The sequence below is a fragment of the Pantoea sp. sgz302252 genome, assembly GCF_042610525.1.
In the GTDB taxonomy this organism is placed as follows: Bacteria; Pseudomonadota; Gammaproteobacteria; order Enterobacterales; family Enterobacteriaceae; genus Erwinia.
In genome coordinates, this window is sequence record NZ_JBHDVM010000001.1 from 276,793 (window position 1) to 298,876 (window position 22,084).

General features: G+C 52.4%; 18 protein-coding genes. 7 read left to right on the plus strand and 11 right to left on the minus strand.

All coding sequences use genetic code 11. From position 1 onward, the window contains the following. Nucleotides 1–59 precede the first annotated feature (59 nt). The 3 genes from ACETPC_RS01320 to yeaG form a co-directional block, all read right to left on the minus strand. Nucleotides 60–1,787, minus strand: coding sequence for a potassium/proton antiporter (locus ACETPC_RS01320; protein WP_380177889.1), 1,728 nt, complete (start codon nucleotides 1,785–1,787; stop codon nucleotides 60–62). A 338-nt stretch (nucleotides 1,788–2,125) separates the two neighbouring features. Further along, nucleotides 2,126–3,403 carry a YeaH/YhbH family protein gene (locus ACETPC_RS01325; RefSeq protein WP_380178824.1) on the minus strand — a complete coding sequence of 426 codons (1,278 nt, stop codon included), beginning with the start codon at nucleotides 3,401–3,403 and terminating at the stop codon, nucleotides 2,126–2,128. Nucleotides 3,404–3,474: 71 nt separating this feature from the next. After that, complete coding sequence (yeaG, locus tag ACETPC_RS01330; RefSeq protein WP_380177891.1) at nucleotides 3,475–5,409, minus strand: protein kinase YeaG; 1,935 nt, start codon at nucleotides 5,407–5,409, stop codon at nucleotides 3,475–3,477. A gap of 431 nt (nucleotides 5,410–5,840) precedes the next feature. Here yeaG and ACETPC_RS01335 point away from each other — a divergent pair, with 431 nt between their 5' ends. Together ACETPC_RS01335 and ACETPC_RS01340 are read left to right on the plus strand one after the other, a co-directional pair. Continuing rightward, nucleotides 5,841–6,590: a MipA/OmpV family protein gene (locus ACETPC_RS01335; RefSeq protein WP_380177893.1), complete on the plus strand. Its 750-nt coding sequence runs from the start codon at nucleotides 5,841–5,843 to the stop codon at nucleotides 6,588–6,590. Between the two features lie 81 nt (nucleotides 6,591–6,671). Further along, nucleotides 6,672–7,520, plus strand: coding sequence for an aldo/keto reductase (locus tag ACETPC_RS01340; protein ID WP_380178826.1), 849 nt, complete (start codon nucleotides 6,672–6,674; stop codon nucleotides 7,518–7,520). Nucleotides 7,521–7,557: 37 nt separating this feature from the next. On the opposite strand, the gene ACETPC_RS01345 is transcribed toward ACETPC_RS01340, so the two are convergent. Both ACETPC_RS01345 and gapA read right to left on the minus strand, forming a co-directional pair. Beyond that, nucleotides 7,558–8,436, minus strand: a complete 879-nt coding sequence (locus ACETPC_RS01345; RefSeq protein ID WP_380177895.1) for a D-hexose-6-phosphate mutarotase — start codon at nucleotides 8,434–8,436, stop codon at nucleotides 7,558–7,560. Nucleotides 8,437–8,503: 67 nt separating this feature from the next. Then, a complete protein-coding gene (gapA, locus tag ACETPC_RS01350; protein ID WP_380177897.1) occupies nucleotides 8,504–9,499 on the minus strand; it encodes a glyceraldehyde-3-phosphate dehydrogenase in 996 nt (331 codons plus the stop codon). Between the two features lie 338 nt (nucleotides 9,500–9,837). Here gapA and msrB point away from each other — a divergent pair, with 338 nt between their 5' ends. Beyond that, on the plus strand, nucleotides 9,838–10,242 hold the full coding sequence (gene msrB, locus ACETPC_RS01355) for a peptide-methionine (R)-S-oxide reductase MsrB (protein ID WP_380177899.1): 405 nt from the start codon (nucleotides 9,838–9,840) through the stop codon (nucleotides 10,240–10,242). A gap of 5 nt (nucleotides 10,243–10,247) precedes the next feature. After that, on the plus strand, nucleotides 10,248–10,523 hold the full coding sequence (locus tag ACETPC_RS01360) for a YeaC family protein (protein WP_380177900.1): 276 nt from the start codon (nucleotides 10,248–10,250) through the stop codon (nucleotides 10,521–10,523). Between the two features lie 66 nt (nucleotides 10,524–10,589). Here the strand turns inward: ACETPC_RS01360 and ACETPC_RS01365 are convergent, their stop codons facing one another. The 4 genes from ACETPC_RS01365 to sppA form a co-directional block, all read right to left on the minus strand. Continuing rightward, nucleotides 10,590–13,592 carry a hypothetical protein gene (locus ACETPC_RS01365; RefSeq protein ID WP_380177902.1) on the minus strand — a complete coding sequence of 1,001 codons (3,003 nt, stop codon included), beginning with the start codon at nucleotides 13,590–13,592 and terminating at the stop codon, nucleotides 10,590–10,592. A gap of 272 nt (nucleotides 13,593–13,864) precedes the next feature. After that, nucleotides 13,865–14,470: a bifunctional nicotinamidase/pyrazinamidase gene (gene pncA / locus ACETPC_RS01370; RefSeq protein ID WP_380177903.1), complete on the minus strand. Its 606-nt coding sequence runs from the start codon at nucleotides 14,468–14,470 to the stop codon at nucleotides 13,865–13,867. 8 nt (nucleotides 14,471–14,478) lie between these two features. Beyond that, nucleotides 14,479–15,498, minus strand: a complete 1,020-nt coding sequence (ansA, locus tag ACETPC_RS01375) for an asparaginase (RefSeq protein ID WP_380177905.1) — start codon at nucleotides 15,496–15,498, stop codon at nucleotides 14,479–14,481. A gap of 81 nt (nucleotides 15,499–15,579) precedes the next feature. Continuing rightward, complete coding sequence (gene sppA, locus ACETPC_RS01380) at nucleotides 15,580–17,436, minus strand: signal peptide peptidase SppA (RefSeq protein ID WP_380177907.1); 1,857 nt, start codon at nucleotides 17,434–17,436, stop codon at nucleotides 15,580–15,582. A gap of 183 nt (nucleotides 17,437–17,619) precedes the next feature. On the opposite strand from sppA, the gene ACETPC_RS01385 reads away from it, so the two are divergent. The 3 genes from ACETPC_RS01385 to ACETPC_RS01395 all read left to right on the plus strand — a co-directional run bounded on the left by ACETPC_RS01385 (nucleotide 17,620) and on the right by ACETPC_RS01395 (nucleotide 20,569). Then, the gene (locus ACETPC_RS01385) at nucleotides 17,620–18,171 is read left to right on the plus strand and encodes an NAD(P)H nitroreductase (protein WP_380177909.1); all 552 of its coding nucleotides are present in this window, start codon (nucleotides 17,620–17,622) and stop codon (nucleotides 18,169–18,171) included. Between the two features lie 151 nt (nucleotides 18,172–18,322). After that, the gene (locus ACETPC_RS01390) at nucleotides 18,323–20,236 is read left to right on the plus strand and encodes a DNA topoisomerase III (RefSeq protein ID WP_380177911.1); all 1,914 of its coding nucleotides are present in this window, start codon (nucleotides 18,323–18,325) and stop codon (nucleotides 20,234–20,236) included. A 66-nt stretch (nucleotides 20,237–20,302) separates the two neighbouring features. Beyond that, entirely contained in the window at nucleotides 20,303–20,569 is a 267-nt protein-coding gene (locus ACETPC_RS01395) for a DUF1496 domain-containing protein (protein WP_380178827.1), read from the plus strand. On the opposite strand, the gene ACETPC_RS01400 is transcribed toward ACETPC_RS01395, so the two are convergent. Further along, a complete protein-coding gene (locus tag ACETPC_RS01400; RefSeq protein WP_380177913.1) occupies nucleotides 20,562–20,960 on the minus strand; it encodes a pyrimidine (deoxy)nucleoside triphosphate diphosphatase in 399 nt (132 codons plus the stop codon). The genes ACETPC_RS01395 and ACETPC_RS01400 overlap by 8 nt on opposite strands. Next, nucleotides 20,960–21,766 carry an exodeoxyribonuclease III gene (gene xthA / locus ACETPC_RS01405; RefSeq protein ID WP_380177915.1) on the minus strand — a complete coding sequence of 269 codons (807 nt, stop codon included), beginning with the start codon at nucleotides 21,764–21,766 and terminating at the stop codon, nucleotides 20,960–20,962. Before xthA ends, ACETPC_RS01400 begins: the two co-directional genes overlap by 1 nt. Between the last annotated feature and the right edge of the window lie 318 nt (nucleotides 21,767–22,084).

Sequence of the window (22,084 nt, forward strand, 5' to 3'; positions counted from 1 at the left end):
AGGCACGAACTTTAAGGGTAGTCGTTATTTGCCAGAGATCGAGGCGAAAAGGGCCAGGATTAGTCTCGCTCTTCCGCCATGCGCACGCCGACTTTCACAATTTCATTGTCCTGCTTCTCTGCCACAGTCCAAATCATGTTCTTCCACTCGACCTGGTCGCCTACCACTGGCGCGCCACCAATCATGCTGGCGACCAGATGGCCCAGCGTCTGCTGCATATTGATCTCTTCATCCAGCTCAATGCCGTATATTTCGGAAACATCGTGCAGGCGGGCGTCGGCTTGCAGAATAAAATCGCCGAAAAAGCGCTGGTCGAGCGAAACCGGCGGCGACTGGCTGAACAACTTGCCCAGCTCGGGTAGATCCTTCTCCCGCCCGATTACGCACAGCACATCGCCCTCACGTAGCCGTGTATTGCCGGTAGGGTGCAGCAGCAGATTGTCGCGGAACAGGGCAGCGATACGCGTTTCGCGCGGCATTTTAAGTTCGCGCAGGGCAGCACCGATACACCACTTGTCGCCGCCCAGCTGATAAACAAACTGCTCCCAGGGATTCTCCGGATGAATATCCAGCCCTACCCGGGAAACAGGCGAAGCGGTAGGCGGCACAATAACTTTGGCCTTGCGCGCGGCGTAACCAAGTGAAGTACCCTGAACCATCAATGAAACCAGCACCACAAAGAAAGCGATGTTAAAAAACAGCGAGGCATGCGGCAGGCCCGCCATCATCGGGAACACGGCCAGGATAATAGGCACGGCGCCGCGCAGGCCGACCCAGCTGATAAAGAAACGTTCGCGCGTGGTGAAGCCGCGAAACGGCAGCAGGCCAACAAAAACCGAGAGCGGTCGGGCGAACAGGATTAGCCATAGCGACAGCAGCATAGCCGGCAGCGCGATATTCCACAGATCGGTAGGATTAACCAGCAGCCCCAGCACCAGAAACATACCAATCTGGCTTAGCCAGGCCATGCCGTCAAAGGTTTGCAGAATACCGTGCCGGTTGCGAATAGGCCGGTTGCCCAGCCAGAAGCCGCAGAGATAAACGGCCAGAATGCCGCTGCCTTCCAGCACCGTAGTCAGCGCAAAGACCAGGATGCCTCCGCTAACCGCCAGCAGCGGATAAAGACCGCTTGCCAGCGAAACCCGGTTAATAAGCTGCAGCAGCGCCCAGCCGCCGCCGAGACCCAGCACTATGCCCAGACCGAACTGCTGGATCAGATGCACCACAAACATCCAGCTCAGACCGCTCTGGCCTTGTTCTATCATCTCGATAAGCGTGATGGTCAGAAACACCGCCATAGGATCGTTGCTGCCGGACTCTATCTCCAGGGTGGCGCTGACGCGTTCGTTCAGGCCTTTGCCGCCGAGCAGCGAGAAAACCGCCGCCGCATCGGTTGAACCAATGATTGCGCCGACTAAAAAGCCTTCAATCATATTCAGGTTGAACAGCCAGGCGGCCGCCATGCCGGTTAATCCGGCGGTAATCAGTACGCCGATGGTGGAAAGCGACAGCGCCGGGCCAAGCGCTACCTTAAAAGAGCTGGCCTGAGTACGCATGCCGCCGTCGAGCAGGATAACCGCCAGCGCAAGGTTGCTGACCAGGTAGGCTACCGGATAGTTGTCAAAGGCGATGCCGCCGATGCCGTCCACGCCAGCCAGCATGCCGAGCGCCAGAAAAATAACCAGAATAGGGATGCCAAGCTTTGAAGAGAACGAACTAAGCAGAATACTTGCCGCCACCAGCACTGAACCGATGATAAACAGACTATAGATAGCGCTGGCTTCCAATGGGGCAATCTCCTGTATTTGATGAAATGCTGCTCTGAACAAACGGGTGTCAGGATAGCGCAATTTATCAGGGTTAGTCATGTGCAGATGTGCGAAATCCGGCTTTTTTTCGCCATTAAGAATATTCTAATTATCCCCTCGTCAATCCGCTGTGATCGGCCCTTATTTGTAGGCTATTCGCCTGATAGAGGTTAAATTCGTGTGAAAGCGGACTTTTTAAAGGGTTAAGTTAACTAACTAAATGCAGAGAAAGGGATTTTTAGCACCAGAGATTACGGAGAGTAGGGGAGTGAAAAGCCTGAATCAGCCAGCGGCGACGCTGACTGATTTAGTCTGGCTCAGGCGTTTTCAGCCTGCTTATGGAAGAGTTCGCGGAACACGGGATAGATATCCTCAGGTTCGCGAATATGCTGGATAGCAAAGTTGTCAAACATTGCCTGTAAATGCTCATACTCGCGCCAGAGCGTCTGATGCGCGCGGCGGGTAATTTCGATATAGCTGTAGTAACGCACCACCGGCAAGATATTTTTCGCCAGAATTTCGTGACACAGCGGCGAATCGTCCGCCCAGTTATCGCCATCGGAAGCCTGAGCGGCGTAGATGTTCCACTGCGCCGGGTCGTAACGCTCTTTCACTACTTCATCCATCAGCTTAAGCGCGCTGGAAACGATAGTGCCGCCGGTTTCCTGCGAGTAGAAGAACTCCTGTTCATCTACCTCTTTTGCCTGCGTATGGTGCCGGATATAAACGACCTCGACGTTTTTGTAGGTTCGGCTCAGGAACAGATAGAGCAGAATATAAAAACGCTTGGCCATATCCTTGGTGGCCTGATCCATGGAACCGGAGACGTCCATCAGGCAGAACATTACGGCCTGGCTGGAAGGCTCAGGACGCTTCTCGAAGTTTTTGTAACGCAGATCAAACGTATCAATAAATGGCACGCGCTTGATACGCGCCCGCAGTTCCGCAATCTCTTTACGCAGGCGTTCCTCTTCCAGCAGTTGTGCAGGCTCCGCTTTTTGCACTGCTTCCAGCGAGGCTTCGAGCTCATTTAGCATTCTGCGCTTGCCAGCGGTCATAGCAGTACGGCGCGCCAGCGAGTTTTGCAATGAACGCACCACGCTGATATTGGCCGGCACGCCATTAGAAGTAAAACCGGCGCGATGAACTTTATATTCATTGAGCTGGCGATGCTGATTTTTCTTCAGGTTCGGCAAGGCAAGATCTTCAAACAGCAAATCCAGATATTCGTCTTTGGAAATATTAAACACGAATTCGTCTTTGCCTTCGCCGTCCTGGCTGGCGTTGCCCTGACCGCTTCCGCCGCCTCCGCCGCCGCCCTGTGGACGCTCAACGCGATCGTTTTGCACAAAATGGTCATTGCCAGGATGCACGCGGTGACGCTGGCCGCCGCGGCCCTGATGAAACACTGGTTCGTTGATATCGTCAACAGGAATAGACACTGATTCGCCGCTATCTACGTCGGTTACCGAACGCTTATTAATGGCCTCGGAAATCGACTGTTTGATTTGCGACTTATAGCGGCGTAAAAAGCGCTGGCGATTCACCGCGCTTTTGTTTTTGCCGTTAAGACGCCGATCGATAAAATAGGCCATAACTCCCCCAAACAGCGTTGCCGTCGGGCCAGGTATGCCTGGCCCAGTGGAATGCATTTACCCGGTCGGGATCAGGATGATTTTCTCACGCGCAAATACCATTCGCACAGCAGGCGCACCTGTTTGCGCGTATAGCCTTTTTCCATCATGCGGTCGACAAAATCGTCATGCTTTTTCTGCTCGTCGGTCGAGGTTTTGGCATTAAACGAAATAACCGGCAGCAGCTCCTCGGTATTGGAGAACATTTTCTTCTCGATAACCGTGCGCAGTTTCTCATAGCTGGTCCAGTTCGGATTGCGGCCATTGTTGTGGGCCCGGGCACGCAAAACAAAGTTGACGATTTCATTACGGAAGTCTTTAGGATTACTGATCCCTGCAGGCTTCTCGATTTTCTCCAGCTCTGCATTCAGCGACTCGCGGTCGAACAGCTGGCCGGTATCGGGATCGCGATACTCCTGATCCTGGATCCAGAAATCGGCATAGGTAACATAGCGGTCAAAAATATTCTGGCCATACTCGGAATAAGATTCCAGATAGGCGGTCTGGATTTCCTTGCCGATAAATTCGGCGTATTTTGGAATCAGATAGCCTTTCAGATGCTCAAGGTACTTCTCCGCCTGATCCTGTGGGAACTGTTCGCGCTCAATCTGCTGCTCCAGCACATAGAAGAGATGTACCGGATTGGCAGCGACTTCCGCATGATCAAAGTTGAAAACGCGGGAGAGGATTTTAAAAGCAAAACGGGTTGAAAGTCCGTTCATACCTTCATCTACCCCGGCATAGTCGCGGTACTCCTGATATGACTTGGCTTTAGGATCGGTATCTTTCAGGCTTTCGCCGTCGTATACCCGCATTTTTGAATAGGTACTGGAGTTTTCCGGCTCTTTCAGGCGAGAAAGAATTGAGAAGCGTGCCAGCGTTTCCAGAGTGCCAGGCGCGCACGGCGCGTGGGACAGCTCACTATGGTTAAGCAGCTTATCGTAGATTTTAATCTCTTCCGACACTCGCAGGCAGTAAGGCACCTTGACGATATAAACACGGTCAAGGAACGCCTCGTTGTTTTTGTTATTACGGAAAGTCACCCACTCCGATTCATTGGAGTGCGCCAGAATAATGCCGTTAAACGGCAAGGCGGAAATACCTTCGGTACCGTTATAGTTCCCTTCCTGGGTAGCGGTCAGCAGCGGATGCAGCACTTTAATCGGTGCTTTAAACATCTCGACGAATTCCATGATCCCCTGGTTGGCGCGGCACAGCGCACCCGAGTAGCCGTAGGCATCCGGATCGTTTTGCGCATGGTTTTCCAGCTTGCGGATATCCACTTTACCCACCAGAGCGGAAATATCCTGATTGTTTTCGTCGCCCGGCTCGGTTTTAGCGATGGCCAGCTGCTCCAGAATCGACGGCCAGACTTTGACTACTTTAAACCGGGAGATATCGCCGCCAAACTCATGCAGGCGCTTAGCGGCCCATGGCGACATAATGGTGCCCAGGTAACGACGAGGCACGCCATACTCTTTTTCCAGAATATTGGCGTCTTCCTGCGGGTTAAACAGGCACAGCGGATGATCGTTGACCGGGCTGCGCTCGCCGTCTGCGCTAAGCACATAAATAGGCACGCGCTGCATCAGTGATTTAAGACGTTCAGCCAGTGAGGATTTACCGCCACCAACCGGGCCCAGCAGGTAAAGGATCTGTTTCTTCTCTTCCAGCCCCTGAGCGGCATGTTTCAGATAGGAGACGATCTGCTCAATCGCCTCTTCCATACCGTAAAACTCTTCAAAGGCGGGGTAGCGCGCAATAACGCGATTGGAAAACAGTCGGGAAAGGCGTGGCTCCTGAGCGGTATCGACCATGACCGGCTCACCAATAGCCGTTAACAGTCGTTCCGCCGCGTTGGCGTAGGCACTACGATCTTGCCGGCAAACGGTAAGAAATTCCTGCAGTGTGAACTCTTCGTCCTTGGCAGCTTCATAACGCTGACGATAATGATCGAATATATTCATAGCGATGCCCGTCCTTTCGTTTTTAGCACAGGTACCAGGAGCCTAATGAGAGACAGCTCCTGAAGGAACTTATAATGAGTACAGCAACCCTTATGCCAACCTGACTTCTAATCGGGATACACAACAATGATGGTTACTCTGCTCTTCAAACTTAGCGTCTTTGATTAAAGCTTAGTTGGCATTTAAGAAATTTCCTGAACCTCCTCGCATTTTCAATGCAATTTCAATAACAAAGTCACATTTGATCTAAGCGCTGCGCCTTGTCTGATGCGGGCTGGCGGGATTTTGTAAATAAGCCCGTATAATGACCGGGCGTGCAGACGGTGAGTAAATTGATTCTGCGTGCGGCAAAATCTTTAAAATTTTAAACAAATGCCGCAAGCCTGATAAACTGCCTGAGCTGATTGTTATATTTATGGAATGAATTAATTGTGAACTATTTCAAAGTTAGCGCGCTTGCCGTGCTTTTACCCGTTTCTTTTACCGCTGTGGTGGCGCAGGCCAATCCTTTAACGCTTGGCGCCTCGGTGATTTATAGCCAGAGCCCTTATAAAGGTGGTCAGGATCGCTATTACCCGGTTCCGGTGATCAATTACGAGGGCGACAGCTTCTACGTGCGCAGCCTGGCAGCGGGTTACTATCTCTGGAAAGATGAACAGGATCAGCTATCGCTGACCGTATTGGGTTCGCCGCAGAATTTCGATCCGGACGATACCGACAACAAACAGCTGAAAGCGCTGGATAAGCGTCATATGACGCTGATGGGCGGTCTGGCTTACCGTCATACGGCAGAGTGGGGAACGGTCAGAACGGTGCTGGCTGGCGATATGCTGGATAACAGCGATGGCTTTATCTGGGATCTCTCTTATCTTTACCGCTTTCGCTTCGGCGACTTCAGCCTGACGCCCGGCATCGGCGCGCTTTACAGCAGCGCTAACCAGAACGACTACTACTATGGCGTTTCTAAAAGCGAATCACGCCGCAGCGGCCTGCGCAGCTACGATGCTGACGACAGCTGGAACCCGTATCTGGAGCTGACGGCGGCCTGGGCGATTAATCAAAACTGGAATGCCACCGTAGCGGGTCGCTACACCCGACTGGGCGATGAAATCAAAAACAGCCCTATGGTGGATAAAGACTCCCAGGTGAGCGTCTGGACCGGGATAAGCTACACCTTTTAACCGACCATAATGGCATCAATTCGGGGCGCATTGCGCCCTTTTGCATCATTATGGCGATCTGAAACAGTGCAGGGGGGCATGATGACTAAATCCGTCTTATTTTCCGATTGCAGCGTTCCGGCTATTGGCCAGGGAACCTGGTACATGGGCGAAGAGAGCAGCAAGAGAGCGCAGGAAGTTGCTGCATTGCAGGCCGGGCTGGAGCAAGGACTAAAGCTTATTGATACGGCAGAGATGTATGCTGAGGGCGGCGCAGAAGAAGTCGTTGGCGAAGCGCTGCGTGGCCGCCGCGACAGTGCCTTTCTGGTTTCCAAAGTTTATCCCTGGAATGCAGGCGTGGTTGATGCTGCGGAAGCCTGCGAGCGCAGCCTGCGGCGCCTGCAAACCGATTATCTCGATCTTTATCTGCTTCACTGGCGCGGCAACGTGCCGCTGGAAGAAACCATTACCGCGATGGAAAAACTGCAGCAGGCGGGAAAAATTCGCCGCTGGGGCGTGTCGAATTTTGACAGCAGCGATCTGAGCGAACTGCTGGCGGAAGAGGGCGGAGCGGCCTGTACTGCTAACCAGGTGCTTTATCATCTGGCTTCGCGCGGCATAGAGTACGATCTGCTGCCTGAATGCCAGCAACAAGCGATAACCGTGATGGCCTATTGCCCGCTGGCACAGGCGGGCCGCCTTCGTCACGATCTGATGACGCACCCTGTTCTTAACGATATTGCACAACAAAAGAGCATTACCGTGGCGCAGCTGCTGCTGGCCTGGGTTATTCGTAAAGAAGGCGTTATAGCTATCCCTAAAGCCAGCACGGTACAGCACGTAACGGAAAACGCCGCTGCGACAGCAATCACTTTGGATAGCGAAGAGCTGGCGCAAATTAATCAGGCCTTTCCGCCGCCTAATCGTAAAATGCCCCTGGACATAGTTTAAGGGGCAACCTCAGGCGGGCTAAAGCCCGCCCTGAAGATCAGGTGCCTTTACGTACCTTAATAGTGGTTGCCAGACGGGCAGGAGATTCGCCGGCACTTTGCATTGGCTTAGTGACGTGCGCAGTCTCTACGCAGACCATAGTTTTATAGCCTTCATTTGCCATATCGCCCATGCTGCAGGAAAGTTCAGGGCCGGGATTCCAGGTGACAACGTCACTATGGTAGTGATGATAAACCTCGATCGTTCTGTCGCCTGCTTTATCACTGATTACGCTGCAGTCGTCCGGCTGGGTATAGATACGATCGGTGCGATCCGGATAGGTTTGCCTGCCATCATCCGACCGGCCTTCCGCATTGTCTTTTACTTTATCGATATAGGGGTGGCCCAGGCCGCTGACCTCGACTCCTGCGATCTCTGCAACGGTAAAATAGCTATGCAGCGCGGCTGTAGCTTCGAAATCGCCGTGCGCCTCCAGTTCGATTTCGCAACGTTCGCCAAAGCGGAAGCGCACAAAAAGAGTGAAATCATGCGGCCATAGCTTCCGCGTTTGCTCGCTGCTTTCCAGCACCAGCGTCAGCATTACGCTCTCTTCATTTTCATCATGCGCCGACAGCGTCCAGGGCAGCGTGCGGGCAAAGCCGTGGGCCGGTTCACCCGCCGGGCCGAACCAGGGCCAGCAGATCGGCACGCCGCCGCGAATAGCTTTGCCGGTGGTCCAGGCCGTTTTTTCGCTCAGCCAGATGACCGGTTTTTCACCGCTGGGCTGCCAGGCAACCAGCTGTGCGCCCTGTAAAGTTACCGCCGCGCGCACGCGCGGATGCACGATAACCATAATCGGCAGCTCGCCCATTTTACGCAGCGAAATATAAGGTGTGATTTGCTCAGCTACGGGCAGTGAAAAGAGTTTCTCGTTCATCGGATCTCCTGTTATTCAGCAAAAAAAAAGGGCGACCGCAGTCGCCCTCAGGATTAGCTAATCGCTATTATTTTGCGATATGCGCAATCAGATCCAGTACTTTGTTTGAGTAACCGGTTTCGTTATCGTACCAGGAAACCAGCTTAACAAAAGTATCGCTCAGCGCGATGCCGGCTTTGGCATCGAAAACGGAAGTCAGGGTTTCGCCGTTGAAATCGGTAGAAACCACTTCGTCTTCGGTGTAGCCCAGTACGCCTTTCAGCTCGCCTTCGGCAGCGGCTTTAATAGCATCACAGATTTCTTTGTAGGATGCAGGCTTAGCCAGACGCGCAGTCAGGTCAACCACGGAGACGTTAGGCGTTGGTACGCGGAACGCCATACCGGTCAGTTTGCCGTTCAGCTCAGGGATAACTTTACCTACTGCTTTCGCTGCGCCGGTAGAAGATGGAATGATGTTCTGAGAAGCGCCGCGGCCGCCGCGCCAGTCTTTGTGAGACGGGCCATCAACGGTTTTCTGGGTAGCGGTAGTCGCGTGAACGGTGGTCATCAGCGCTTCGACGATGCCGAATTTATCGTTGATAACTTTCGCCAGCGGTGCCAGGCAGTTAGTGGTACAGGAAGCGTTGGAAACGATCTCCTGGCCGGCATAAGACTTGTGGTTAACGCCCATAACGAACATTGGGGTATCGTCTTTAGAAGGACCGGTCAGAACGACTTTCTTCGCGCCAGCCTGAATGTGCTTACGAGCGGTTTCGTCGGTCAGGAAGATACCGGTGGCTTCTGCTACCACGTCAACGCCCACTTCGTTCCATTTCAGGTTAGCTGGATCTCTTTCAGCGGTAACACGGATGGTTTTGCCGTTAACAACCAGATGGCCATCTTTTACTTCTACGCTACCGTCGAAACGACCGTGAGTAGAGTCATATTTCAGCATGTAAGCCATGTACTCGGCGTCCAGCAGGTCGTTGATAGCCACGATTTCTACGTCGGAACGCTGCTGAGCAGCACGGAAAACGATGCGACCGATGCGGCCAAAACCGTTGATACCTACTTTGATAGTCATATATTCCACCAGCTGTTGTTAGTGAATAAAAGGTTGGCTGTAAAATTACAAAAACCTTATCAGGCGTCAAGCGGAATCGCTTCAATAGTTGCGGCAAGTCAAACCCTGGAGCAGGAATAATCACCTGAAAACGCCTTCCGCAATCTGCGTCTCCCCTTTAGTTTGGGGCATTCAGCCCGAATATAAAGGGGCAGGAATTTTAAAGGGTGATCTGAATCACACTTTCAGCCGTGCCTCACTTTCAGACTTCGCCTGAGCATAAAAAATCCCCTGACGTTGTTAAGTATTTGTTAGAATGATAGCTGAACTTTCAGATCACTTTGCCAGAGATGCTTAACATGGCCGAACGCCCACTGAAACCCGAAACAGATTTAAACGAGATGCAGCACTATGTCACCCAGCAGCGCGGCACCGAGCCGCCATACTCCGGCAAGCTGCTGCATAACAAAAGCGAAGGCATTTACCACTGTCTGGTCTGCAATTCGCCGTTATTCCTCTCCGGCACCAAATATGATTCAGGCTGCGGCTGGCCGAGTTTCTATCAGCCCTACAGCGATGAGGCTATCCGTTACCTCGAAGATGATTCACACGGCATGCAGCGCATCGAAATCCGTTGCGGTACCTGTGACGCTCATCTGGGGCACGTTTTCCCGGATGGCCCACAGCCGACCGGCGAACGTTACTGTGTTAACTCCGCTTCATTAAGCTTCACCGATGAAGAAGGCACCCAGATCAAAGGATAGCGGCTATGGAGCTTGATGAAGTTATTGCGGCAATGACGCCTGAAGTCTATCAACGCCTGGCTACGGCCGTAGAAACCGGCAAATGGGCCGATGGCGTAGCTTTAACGCCGGAGCAAAAGGAAAACAGCCTGCAGCTGGTGATGCTGTGGCAGGCGCGCCATAACGACGAGCCTATGCATATGAGCGTAGGCAAAGGCGGTGAAATGGTGATGAAAAGCAAAAAGCAGCTTAAAGAAGAGTTTGGCATCGAGGACGATGTGACGCCAATCAGACTACAGTAAACGGCTATAAAGCAAACGGCAGCGCCAGTTAAGCGCCGCCGTTTGCCTGGCTTTTATTTTCAGGGACTAGATCAAACATTTTAAACGATCGATAACTCTGGTGGGTAAAAGCTTATCCCGCTCGTATTCAAACAAGATGCTGCCCAGATCTTGTTGGTAAGCCAGTTGACTCTCATGGGTACAGTTAAGGATCGCCAAAGGCATACTGGCTTTAATCGACTGAGCGCTAATCCTTTTTAGCTTTATGTCGCTAAGGCAATATTGCGCATTCTCCTTCAGCCGGGCAAGCTCCTGTTTGATTTTCATCATGCTTTCACTATTGCCAGCAGCCGTTTCCGCTAATAGCCGGGCACGACGGGCTTTATCCTGTGCACTGAGTTCATAATTAGACTCAATTACGCTAACCACCGTCTTGTGCATATTGTTTCTTTCCTGTTCGGAGCAAAACTGTCTGAGCCTTTTAAGCTTGCTCCGGGTTTTAGCAAGTATGCTGGAGGTGACTGCTTCATCTTTCATTGCGCTGAAAACTTTCCCCTGAGCTGAAATCCTGATCGGCTGGTGCGCTAATCCGCGCGGGCTTATGGTTTTGGTGAGCCTTTCGGGCAAAGCTTTAACAATCGCCTCTCTCAGTTCTGTCAATATAGAGGACGTGACGCTGCTGTCAGAAACTGGCTTATCATCGTGACAGGCCGCTGAATGTATCTGCAGCGTCTCATCATCCTTATCGGGATGGCATGTTGATAAAGGGCTGCTTGCTTGCGTGTTGTTCATAGCGGATTTAGCTTTGAGGATATCTCTTTTAATTCCTGACGCATTCATTTCTTCTTGCATAGCTACCGATAAGAAATCTTGCTTACTGGTATTCTTAACTTTACTGGACGCAACAAGCGGTACTTCTTTGTTCGATTGTGCAGTGAACAAAGGCTTAGATTCGGCCCGGTAGTGCGTGGTTTTTTCCTCCTGTAAAGGCAGAGGGAAACAATGAGCCACTTCATGACTGGCTGTCATACTCATGGTGATCGGCATGATTTTCTGCTCGTGATAAATTTCAAAATCTGTTTTTAAAAGATCCAGCTGCGTTCGGGTCTTAACCGTGGGTGCCGAATCATTAAAATGAGTTTGGGTAATTTTTTTTAACCTGGCCAGATCCAGGCCAACGCCAGCGCCCAACGCAGTACGGGGGACGACCATATAGGTTGAACTGTTCACCATGGTGCCGACTTCCGGTCGCAGCTCCGCTTTAGCTTCGAGGCGGGCCACAACTTCATATTCTTCGGTTTTCTTTAGTTCAGCTTCCTTAAGAAGAAGTGGCGTAGCGGCAGAAGTTTGGGCGGGATTCAGAAACGCATCGAGAAACTCTGTTACCTGGTCTTTTGCCAGTTCAAAACTAAAATTATCACCTTTGGTCGCATTCAGGGCGATGATAACCAGCGCTTCAAGCGGCATAACCGTCAGATAATCTACGCCATGATTAGAGTAAAGCTTAGCGATATCTTCAAGACCCTGTCCCGTGCCAGCCAGGGGGATGGCGCTTTTACGCGATTTATTTTCAAAGCAGAAGCGAATCTTGCCATTTTCACCACGTACTAATGTCAACTGATGGCTGGAAGCGACAGCAGCCACTATTCCGACAAACCAGCCCGTAACAAAAGGGATGCCCGGTCCGGCAATACCGGAAAAGAGAGAAACCCTGTCGTTAAGATTAAATGCCAGCTCGTCGCCAGGACGCATTTGTTCGATAAGATCGGCGATAGCTACCGGCAGGTTCCCCGCATTTTTACGATTGACAGCCTGCAAAAGCTCATCAAAACGCTTTTGTTGGTAAGACAGAATTTTGCTGTTTTTATCAAAAGCCGCATCTTTGGAATCAACCTTAATTTTTCTTTCCTGAGCGGCATGATTAATCAAGTTTTTACCTGTTTTATAAATTGCTTCTACGCCTGGATCAACGCTGCGCAAACATGCTAAAAATGATGTTGACGTTTCACCTGCAATTTTTGCCTCTTTTGCTTGCTTCAGGTGCGTCCGGAAATTATCAGTCGTATAGGAAAATAAAGGAAGATACCTGCTGCTGAAATTGCCGAGGCGTGATGAAGAAAAAGGCTGGCCGGAAAAATATTTCTCGTGCGGATCTGTACCCAGCCTGCCTGAAAGGGATTGAGCAGGCTTATGGCTGACGCGCTTCGCGCTGAGATCTTTGAGTGATATATCACAGGGATCTAAGTAGACTATCCTTTTCTTGTTATTTTTAAGGAGCTCGATCTGCAAGCGGTTTTGGCTTTTTTTAATTGAGGCAATTTTAGTTTTGTTTGAAAGTGGCAGCTTAATGTCATAAGAAAGTAAAGCATAGTTATATTTTTTATCGTTATGGCTGACTGAGTCAAGCAATAGTTTTCCTTCTTTCAATCGAAAAGAAAGGCATTCATTCTCCTGTGTTTTAAAAGTTAACTCTTCCGGATTAGCGCCATGATAAAGCTCATAGTTTACGTTAATGCTTTCTGTATCTGTATATTCGTCAGTAATATTATTGTTTTTATTAAAGCTGATAGAAAATAATTTTCCGCTACCTTTTTCTTTTCCAATAAGTACACCCTCATCATTTAAAAACAAAGAGGCGAATTGCAGGCTTTTTTTATCTTCTGCTGGCCTTAGTAAAGCAGTCTGGAAGCTCAGGCCTTTGGTGTATTTCTTGCACAGCCCGCTAATTAAATTTCTGCTTTTTCCTTTGATAAGCAGAAGATTTCCATCACTGTTCAGGGTAACCCCTTGTTCGTTTACAGGCATAGCCTGGACAGATCCAAGGTAGATGTAATTACGGGAACTCAGGCTACGGGCGTCACGGATCTTTTCATAAATAAGACGGCTGTCAAAGCACAGGAAATCTTCCAGGCCAACCTTATTAATATGCATAGAATTTTTATGCCGTGTTAGCGTTTGAGGAGAGTTTTTTGACTGGACAATTTTATTTTGAAAACGAGTTTTTCCGTGGACAGAACAGGATTTTTTAAGCCGGGCAGGACGATTTGTTGCTGAGCGTAGATTAACTTCGCTGCTGGAACGGGTAAGCATAGATATATCCTTATAATGTTTTTACCGCCTGATGTTACTCCTTTTTCCTTTTTAGCATGCCGCTAATTTTGTGGGCGAAATAGCATTTCTGTAATTTAAAAAAACCACAGTAAAATTAAATTTTTTTAGTAGGAATTCTGCGCCGCTGAAGCAAGGCGCATTGGAAACGGAAGATATATAAAGGTTATGGTTGCGTTAAAACTGCCCACACTTATTTAAGAATAAATACTTACTCAGTATTAATTGTGTTATGGCGTGAAGGATTGCTGAAGTTACACAATATCTGCGCCGCGCTCAGCCATCTCTTCCAGAGCGCGTTCGCTGTCAAAGGAATTAAGATTAACGCCGCGGCAGCCTTCGGCTACAACCTGAACCTCGTAGCCCAGCGACAGTGCGTCCAGCACGCTGTATTTAACACAGTAATCCGTTGCCAGCCCCATCATGATCAGGCTGCTTACGCCATGGCTTTGTAACCAGTCATGCAACTGCGTTTTACTACGCCGACCGTTGTCGAAAAACGCGCTGTAGCTGTCTACCAGCGGCTGCTCGCCCTTATAAATCCGTGTGCTCAGATAGCGCTGCTCCAGCTCAGGGTGTAGCTCTGCGCCAGCGCTGTACTGGATACAATGATCCGGCCACCAAACCTGCGGCAAACCCTTTAGTTCGCCCAGCGTGCCCGCTTCTCTACCCGCATTGGAAGCGAAGCTGCCGTGATCGGCCGGGTGCCAGTCCAGCGTAGCCACCACAGGCCGCTGAAGCCGATAGAATTCCGCAGCATACCGATTGGCAACGGCTATAACCTTGTCGCCTTCAGCGACCGCAAGCGAGCCACCGGGACAGAAATCATTTTGCAGATCGATCAGGATCAGGGCCTTCATGGCTTATCTCACTTGTCGTCAGGCGTTAGCTCGCCGCGCAGATTAACCTGCATCTTTTGGCGAACTTCATCGCTGGAAAGGTTTTGGCTGAGCAGAAAATGCAGCTTGGTCAGCGTAGCTTCCACCGTCATATCATAGCCGCTGACCACACCGGCCAGCGCCAGCGCATTACCGGTAGCGTAGCCGCCCATATTGACCTTGCCGGACATACACTGCGTCAGATTCACCACCACGATGCCGCGATCGGAGGCTGCCTTGAGCTCTTTTAAAAATGCCGGATTCTGTGGGGCATTGCCGACGCCGTAAGAACGCAGGATTAACGCTTTAACCGGCTGAAGCAGAAAATTACTGACTACATCGGCAGAAATACCGGGGTAAATAGTCACCACGCCGACGGGCTGTGGCGTGATGCTGCGTACCACAAGCTCGCCCTGGCCGTTTGGCGCAGGCGGCGTGTTCAGGCGGCGAATATGGATGCCGGCTTCCAACAGCGGCGCCAGGTTAGGCGAGGCGAAGGCGTTAAAGCCGTCGGCATGCGCTTTGGTAGTGCGGTTACCACGATAAAGCTGGTTATTAAAGAAAAGGGCGACTTCATTGATCGGATAGTTAGCCGCAACGAACAGCGCGTTAAGCAGATTTTGTTGACCATCGGAACGCAATTCCGCCAGCGGGATCTGTGATCCCGTCACGATAACCGGCTTGCTGAGATTCTCCAGCATAAAAGAGAGCGCGGAAGCGGTAAACGCCATGGTATCGGTGCCGTGCAGGATCACAAATCCATCGTAATTGTCGTAATTCGCCTGGATATCGTCAGCAATCGTTTGCCAATCCTGCGGCGTCATATCCGAGGAGTCGATCAGCGGCTGATATTCATGAATAGTGAAATCGGGCATCTCGGCGCGATGAAATTCTGGCATCGCCGCCAGCTGCTCCTGCAAATGGCCGGAAACGGGAACATAACCATGCTCGGAACGCTGCATGCCGATGGTGCCGCCAGTATAGGCCACGTAGATGGATTTTTTTTGCATGTGATTACTCAGGCTGGAAAAAGAGGGCAGTATAAGGGGAAAACCGGAGAAAAGCAGCCCGACCAGCGGGCCGCTTTCCGTCTATTTGACCTGGCTGCAGGTCAGGCAGAACGCATAGCGATTCTGCGGGTCGTTCAGGTTATCAAACAGACCCGGCTGGCTTTTCATCGCCGCCATCACGTCATACATCGGCGCGGGTAAGTAAGCCCTCAACGTTTCTGGCAATGCCGCGCGCGCAGAGGCGTCCATCTGGCTGAACAGCAGATCGATCAAGCCCGGATCGTCCTGATACCAGTTGAGCTGCCACTGCTTGATATGCGCCAGCTCTGCCGCTTTTGCCACCGCGTCGTCAAAATCGCCGAGCGCGTCAACCAGCCCGTTGTTTTTGGCATCGCTACCTGTCCAGACATGACCCTGAGCGATCTGATCGATCTGTTCCGGCGTTTTACCGCGCGAGCTGGCGACCAGCCCCAGGAAGTTTTTATAGCCGTTTTCAATGCTTAGCTGCATCAACTGCTGTACTTCCGGCGGCAGTGCTTTGGTCGTCGCCACATCCGCCAGCGGCGAAGTCGATACGCCGTCTGTATGCACGCCGATGGCATCCAGCGAATTTTCAACGGTGTTAATCACGCCGAAAATACCGATTGAACCTGTCAGGGTGCTCGGGCTGGCGATAATGTAATTAGCTGGCGTAGAGATCCAGTAGCCGCCGGAAGCCGCCATGCCACCCATTGAAACCACTACAGGTTTGCCCGCAGCCTTCGCTGCCGCCAGCTCTTCGCGGATAGTTTCGGAAGCGGTTACGCTGCCGCCCGGGCTGTTGACGCGCAGGATAATTGCTTTAACTTTATCGTCCAGCCGCGCCTTGCGGATAGCAAGTGCAGTGGTATCGCCACCAACGTTGCCTGGCGTTTCATCGCCGTCCATAATGGCGCCGTTAGCCATGATTACGGCGATATTGCCGTTAGCGGCAGGCTTATTCTTCACTGCATAATCATAGATGCTGGTGCCGTTAAAATCCTGCGCCTGCTTATCCCAGCCAAAAACTTTGACAAGCTGCTGGTCGACCATGGAGCGGGAAGCCAGCTCATCCACCAGCCGGTTATCTTTGGCATAGCGCGCGGTATCGCCGCCCACTTTTTGCAGGCCATCCAGCACGCCCTGCGCGCCAGGGAAGAGCTGCTGTGGGGTTATCTGACGATTGGCGGCAATGGTATTCAGGTAATTCTGCCACAGCTCGCCGATCCAGCGGCTATCGGCATCGCGCGCGGCTGGCGACATATCATCACGCAGGAATGGCTCAACGGCAGATTTATAGGTGCCGACCCGGAAAACGTGCGAGCTGACCTTCAGCTTTTCCAACAGCGACTTGTAATAAAGGCCGTTAGTGGCGAAACCGTGCAGATCTACCGTGCCCTGCGGCGACAGATAAATCTTGTTGGCGAAGCTGGCAAGGTAATACTGCGCCTGGCTATAGCTATCGCCAGTGGCGTAGATCTGTTTGCCGCTGTCGCGGAATTCGCGCAGCGCTTTGCCGATATATTGCAGCGAAGGCTGGTCTGCACCCGCAAAATCACGCAAATCCAGCACCATGCCGGTGATATTGCCGTCATCTTTAGCCTGGCGAATGGCGTCCACCACGTCGAACAGTGAATTCTCCTTGAGGCGATCGCTACTGGTGCCCAGCAGCTGACGGCCGATTTTACTGAGCTTGTTGCTGACGGAAGGCTTATCCACGATGACACCCGTCAGATCGACCACCAGCGCGCCTTTTTGTGTTTCCACAGGCGCGGAGGATTTAGTGAACTGGAAATAAACCCCGGCGCAGATCAGGATCAGCAGCACCAGAAAAAGGTTAAGAATAAATTCCCGGATAAAATTTAGCAGGCGCCAGGCCCATTTAAAAATGCCAGCGATCGCTCGCCACAAAGTGCGCATAGTCTCTCCATAATCGCGATGAAAACCCGTAAGACGCCAGGCCGGACTCGTTCGGCGCCGGGTAAGAATGGTGACATCCTAAAGAGCAGGGGCAAACTTGTCAGCAGGAAAAAGCACGATGCTGTAACAAATCATCATCCTGTGCTAGCTTCAGCAGCCTGGCATTCTTTTCAGGAGTAAGTTATGGACGCACTGGATTTAGTAGTCAACCGTCGTTCCGCCTCGCGTTTAAGCGAGCCAGCACCCGCTGGAGAAGCATTGGAGAATATTATTCGTGCCGGTATGCGCGCGCCGGATCACGGCACGCTGCAACCGTGGCGCTTTATCGTCATTGAGAATGAAGGCCGCGAGCGTTTTAGCCAGCTGCTGGAAAGAGCCGCGCGCGACGGCAATATGGAGCCTAAGGCTATCGAAAAAGCGAAACAGTCGCCGTTCCGTGCGCCGATGATTATCACCGTTGTAGCCCATTGTGAGGAACACCATAAGGTTCCGCGTTGGGAGCAGGTAGTATCAGCAGGCTGCGCAGTAATGGCAATGCAGATGGCGGCTGTAGCACAGGGTTTTAACGGCATCTGGCGTAGCGGCGCCTGGACCGACCATCAGGCGGTACGCGAGGCGTTTAACTGCCGCGAGCAGGACGCTATTGTTGGTTTCCTTTATCTGGGCACGCCGCAGCTAAAATCCGCCACTACTCTGGCGCCGCCTGACACAGCGCCTTTTGTCAGCTATTTCTGACAGACAGCCAGCGGCGAAACAGGCAGGATAATAGTCGCCAGATTATCCTTTTGCCGGGATAATAAGCGAACGGACGGTGAAACGCTTATCACCGTCTGCTGAAAACGCTACCATCTACCCAAGTTTATCCCCTGAAGGAAGCCATCGCCGGATGCGTTTGTTTATTGCCGAAAAACCCAGTCTTGCCCGCGCGATTGCGGATGTACTCCCCAAACCGCACCGCCGGGGCGATGGCTATATCGCCTGTGGCGAAGATGTGGTCACCTGGTGCGTTGGCCACCTGCTTGAACAGGCACAGCCCGACAGCTACGACAGCCGCTATGCTCGCTGGTCGCTGGCCGATCTGCCAATCGTGCCGGAAAAATGGCGGTTACAGCCACGCCCTTCCGTCGCCAAACAGTTAAATGTGATCAAGGGCCTGCTGGAAAAAGCTGACGAAGTTGTGCACGCGGGCGACCCGGATCGTGAAGGGCAGCTTTTGGTGGACGAAGTGCTGAATTACCTGGCGCTGCCGCCGCAAAAACGCGAGCGGGTACAGCGCTGCCTGATCAATGACCTTAATCCGCAGGCCGTATCCAGAGCGATAGAGCGCCTGCGTGAAAACCGTGAATTTATACCGCTGTGCGTATCAGCGCTGGCGCGTGCACGCGCCGACTGGCTCTATGGCATTAATATGACGCGCGCCTATACGCTGCTGGGCCGCAATGCTGGCTATGACGGCGTGCTGTCAGTTGGACGCGTACAGACACCGGTTCTCGGGCTGGTGGTGCGGCGTGATGAAGAAATAGAAAATTTTGTGCCGAAAGATTTCTTCGAGGTAAAGGCCCATATTGTCACGCCAAAGGATGAACGCTTTGTCGCGACCTGGCAGCCCAGCGAAGCCTGCGAACCGCATCAGGATGAAGAGGGGCGGCTGCTTAACCGTCAGCTTGCTGAACATGTGGTGGCGCGAATCAACGGCCAGCCTGCGCTTGTTACCAGCTATAACGATAAGCGGGAAAACGACACGGCGCCGCTGCCTTTCTCGCTTTCATCATTGCAGATCGAAGCAGCCAGACGTTTTGGGCTAAGTGCGCAAACGGTGCTGGATACCTGTCAGAAGCTTTATGAAACGCATAAACTGATCACCTATCCGCGTTCCGACAGCCGCTATCTGCCTGATGAACATTTTGCCGGCAGGCATGCAGTGCTGAACGCCATAAATGCGCACCAGCCAGATCTGACGCCGCCAGCCGATTTCGACAGCGATCGCAGAAACCGCTGCTGGGACGATAAAAAAGTCGATGCGCACCATGCCATCGTTCCTACGGCGCGCAGCAGTAAGGTCGGCCTGACAGAAAACGAAAGCAACATCTATCGCCTGATCGCCACGCAATATCTGATGCAGTTTTGTCCGGATGCCATTTACCGCAAATGCGTTATTGAGCTTGATATCGCTGGCGGTAAATTTATCGCCAAAGCGCGTTTTCTTGCCGAAGCAGGCTGGCGTGCGCTGCTGGGCAGCAAAGAGCGAGATGAAGAGAACGACGGTACGCCGCTGCCGGTGGTGGCAAAAGGCGACGAACTGCTGTGCGAGCGCGGCGAAGTTGTCAGTAAGCAAACGCAGCCGCCTCGTCATTTTACCGACGCTACGCTGTTATCGGCTATGACCGGCATCGCACGATTTGTTCAGGATAAAGATCTAAAGAAAGTACTGCGTGCGACCGATGGTTTAGGGACAGAGGCAACCCGAGCCGGCATTATCGAACTGCTGTTTAAACGCGCTTTTCTGATCAAGAAAGGGCGCTACATCAATGCGACTCCTGCCGGACGCGCTCTGATCCACTCGCTGCCGGAAATGGCGGCGCGTCCCGATATGACCGCCCAGTGGGAGTCTACGCTGACTAAAATCAGTGAAAAGCAGTGCCGCTACCAGGACTTTATGCAGCCGCTGGTGGGCACGCTCTATACTCTGATCGATCAGGCGCGCCAGCAGCCCGCTGCTCACGCGTTCCGTGGCCTTCCTTCACCGGCGGTTAACCGTAAAAAGCCGCAGCGTAAGGCGGCGAAAGCGAAGGGGAATTAAATGATGAAAAGCGTTTTAGCGGCGGCCGCGCTACTGTTTTGCGCGCCGCTTTTTGCAGCTGGCGGCATGCACCTTAGTACCGGTCACAGCGATTACGAGCAGGAAACGACACAGAGCGGTGGCGCGAATGCAGACGTAGTGGTGGATATGCCGCCGGAGGTCTGGACGCAGGGGCAGAATAATAATCAGCCGCCTTGTCTGCGCTGCTGTACCTATGAGAACCGCAGTTACACAGAAGGCTCTGTAGTAAAAATGGAAGGCGTGCTGCTGCAGTGCGGCCGCGATGAGCAATCTTACGGCACCAATAACTTAATCTGGAAAACGCTTAAATAGCCTGCCCGAGCCAGGCGTACAGCAAAGGGATATCCGCTGGCGCCAGGTCATAGCCCAGCGCTTCCTGCGGCGTAACCCAGACCAGCGCATGATGACAGCTGAGCCTGGGGTCACCGGAGAACGCTGTCACCAGCCAGGCGTGCAGATGGATCTGCCGCCCGCTGACTTCCCGGCTTTCGCTGGCGATATAACCACCGATATCCGCCTCAATACCCAACTCTTCCTTTAGCTCTCTGCGCAGCGCCTGAGGCTGACTCTCGCCAGCCTCTACCTTGCCGCCAGGAAACTCCCATAACCCGGCCTGATCGCCATCCGGGCCGCGCTGCGCCAGCAAAATTTTTCCCTGGCGAACAATCAGCGCGGCTACCACGTCAAGCTGCTTTACAGACATCAGAAGTTAAATTCAGCCCAGACGGGCGCATGATCGGAAGGCTTTTCCATGCTGCGAATATCATAGTCTATGCCGGTTGCTATGCAGCGCTCGGCCAGCGGCTGGCTTGCCAACAGCAGATCGATACGCAGACCGCGATTATCGTCAAAGCCTTTTGAGCGGTAGTCGAACCATGAGAAGCGATCGTTGATTTCGGCGTTTTGCGCGCGCCAGGTATCGACCAGGCCCCAGTTCATCAGGCGATCCATCCATTCACGCTCTTCGGGCAAAAAGGAGCATTTGCCCGTACGCAGCCAGCGCTTGCGGCTATCCTCGCCAATACCGATGTCCAGATCGGTGGAGCTGATATTCATATCGCCCATGATCAGCACCGGATTAGTAGGCTGTTGTTCCTGCTCGAGATAGCTTTGCAGATCGCGGTAAAACTTCTCTTTCGCCGGGAATTTCGTGGCATGATCGCGGCTCTCGCCCTGAGGGAAATAGCCGTTAATAACGGTAATGTTGCCGATTGGGCTGGCAATGTCTGCCATGATCAGGCGACGCTGCGCGTCTTCGTCATCGCCCGGAAAACCGCGGCGTACCATAACCGGCTGCTCTTTGGTCAGCAGCGCCACGCCGTAGTGGCCTTTTTGCCCGTGGTAGAAAACGTTGTAGCCCAGGCTGGCAACCTCTTCCAGGGGAAACATTTCATCGTGGACTTTGGTTTCCTGCAGGCCGATAACGTCCGGCTGGTGCTGTTCAACAATTGCAGCGAGCTGATGAGGGCGGGCGCGAAGCCCATTGATATTAAAAGAGACAAATTTCATAACTAAGCCCGGTTGGCGGGGAAAAAGATGGGCGGATGGTAGCAGAATTGGGCGCGGGCTGTCATCACAAGGCGGTCAGAGACGGGCTTAAATGCTGACGTTACGGAAGTCTGAAAAGAGGATGAAGATCGGGAAGAATGTGTTTAAACGCAGGTTGGGAATTTAGCTGTAATGGTGGTGCTAAGGATTAGCATTGTGCGGGAAGGATACGCGCAGTTGCCCGCTGCGGGTCAAACCTTCGAGGTCGAAGCTTCTCATCCTTCCCCGTGGGGGATCTGGAAGAGTGTACTTTAAATGCCGGGATTGAATAAGTCTGAA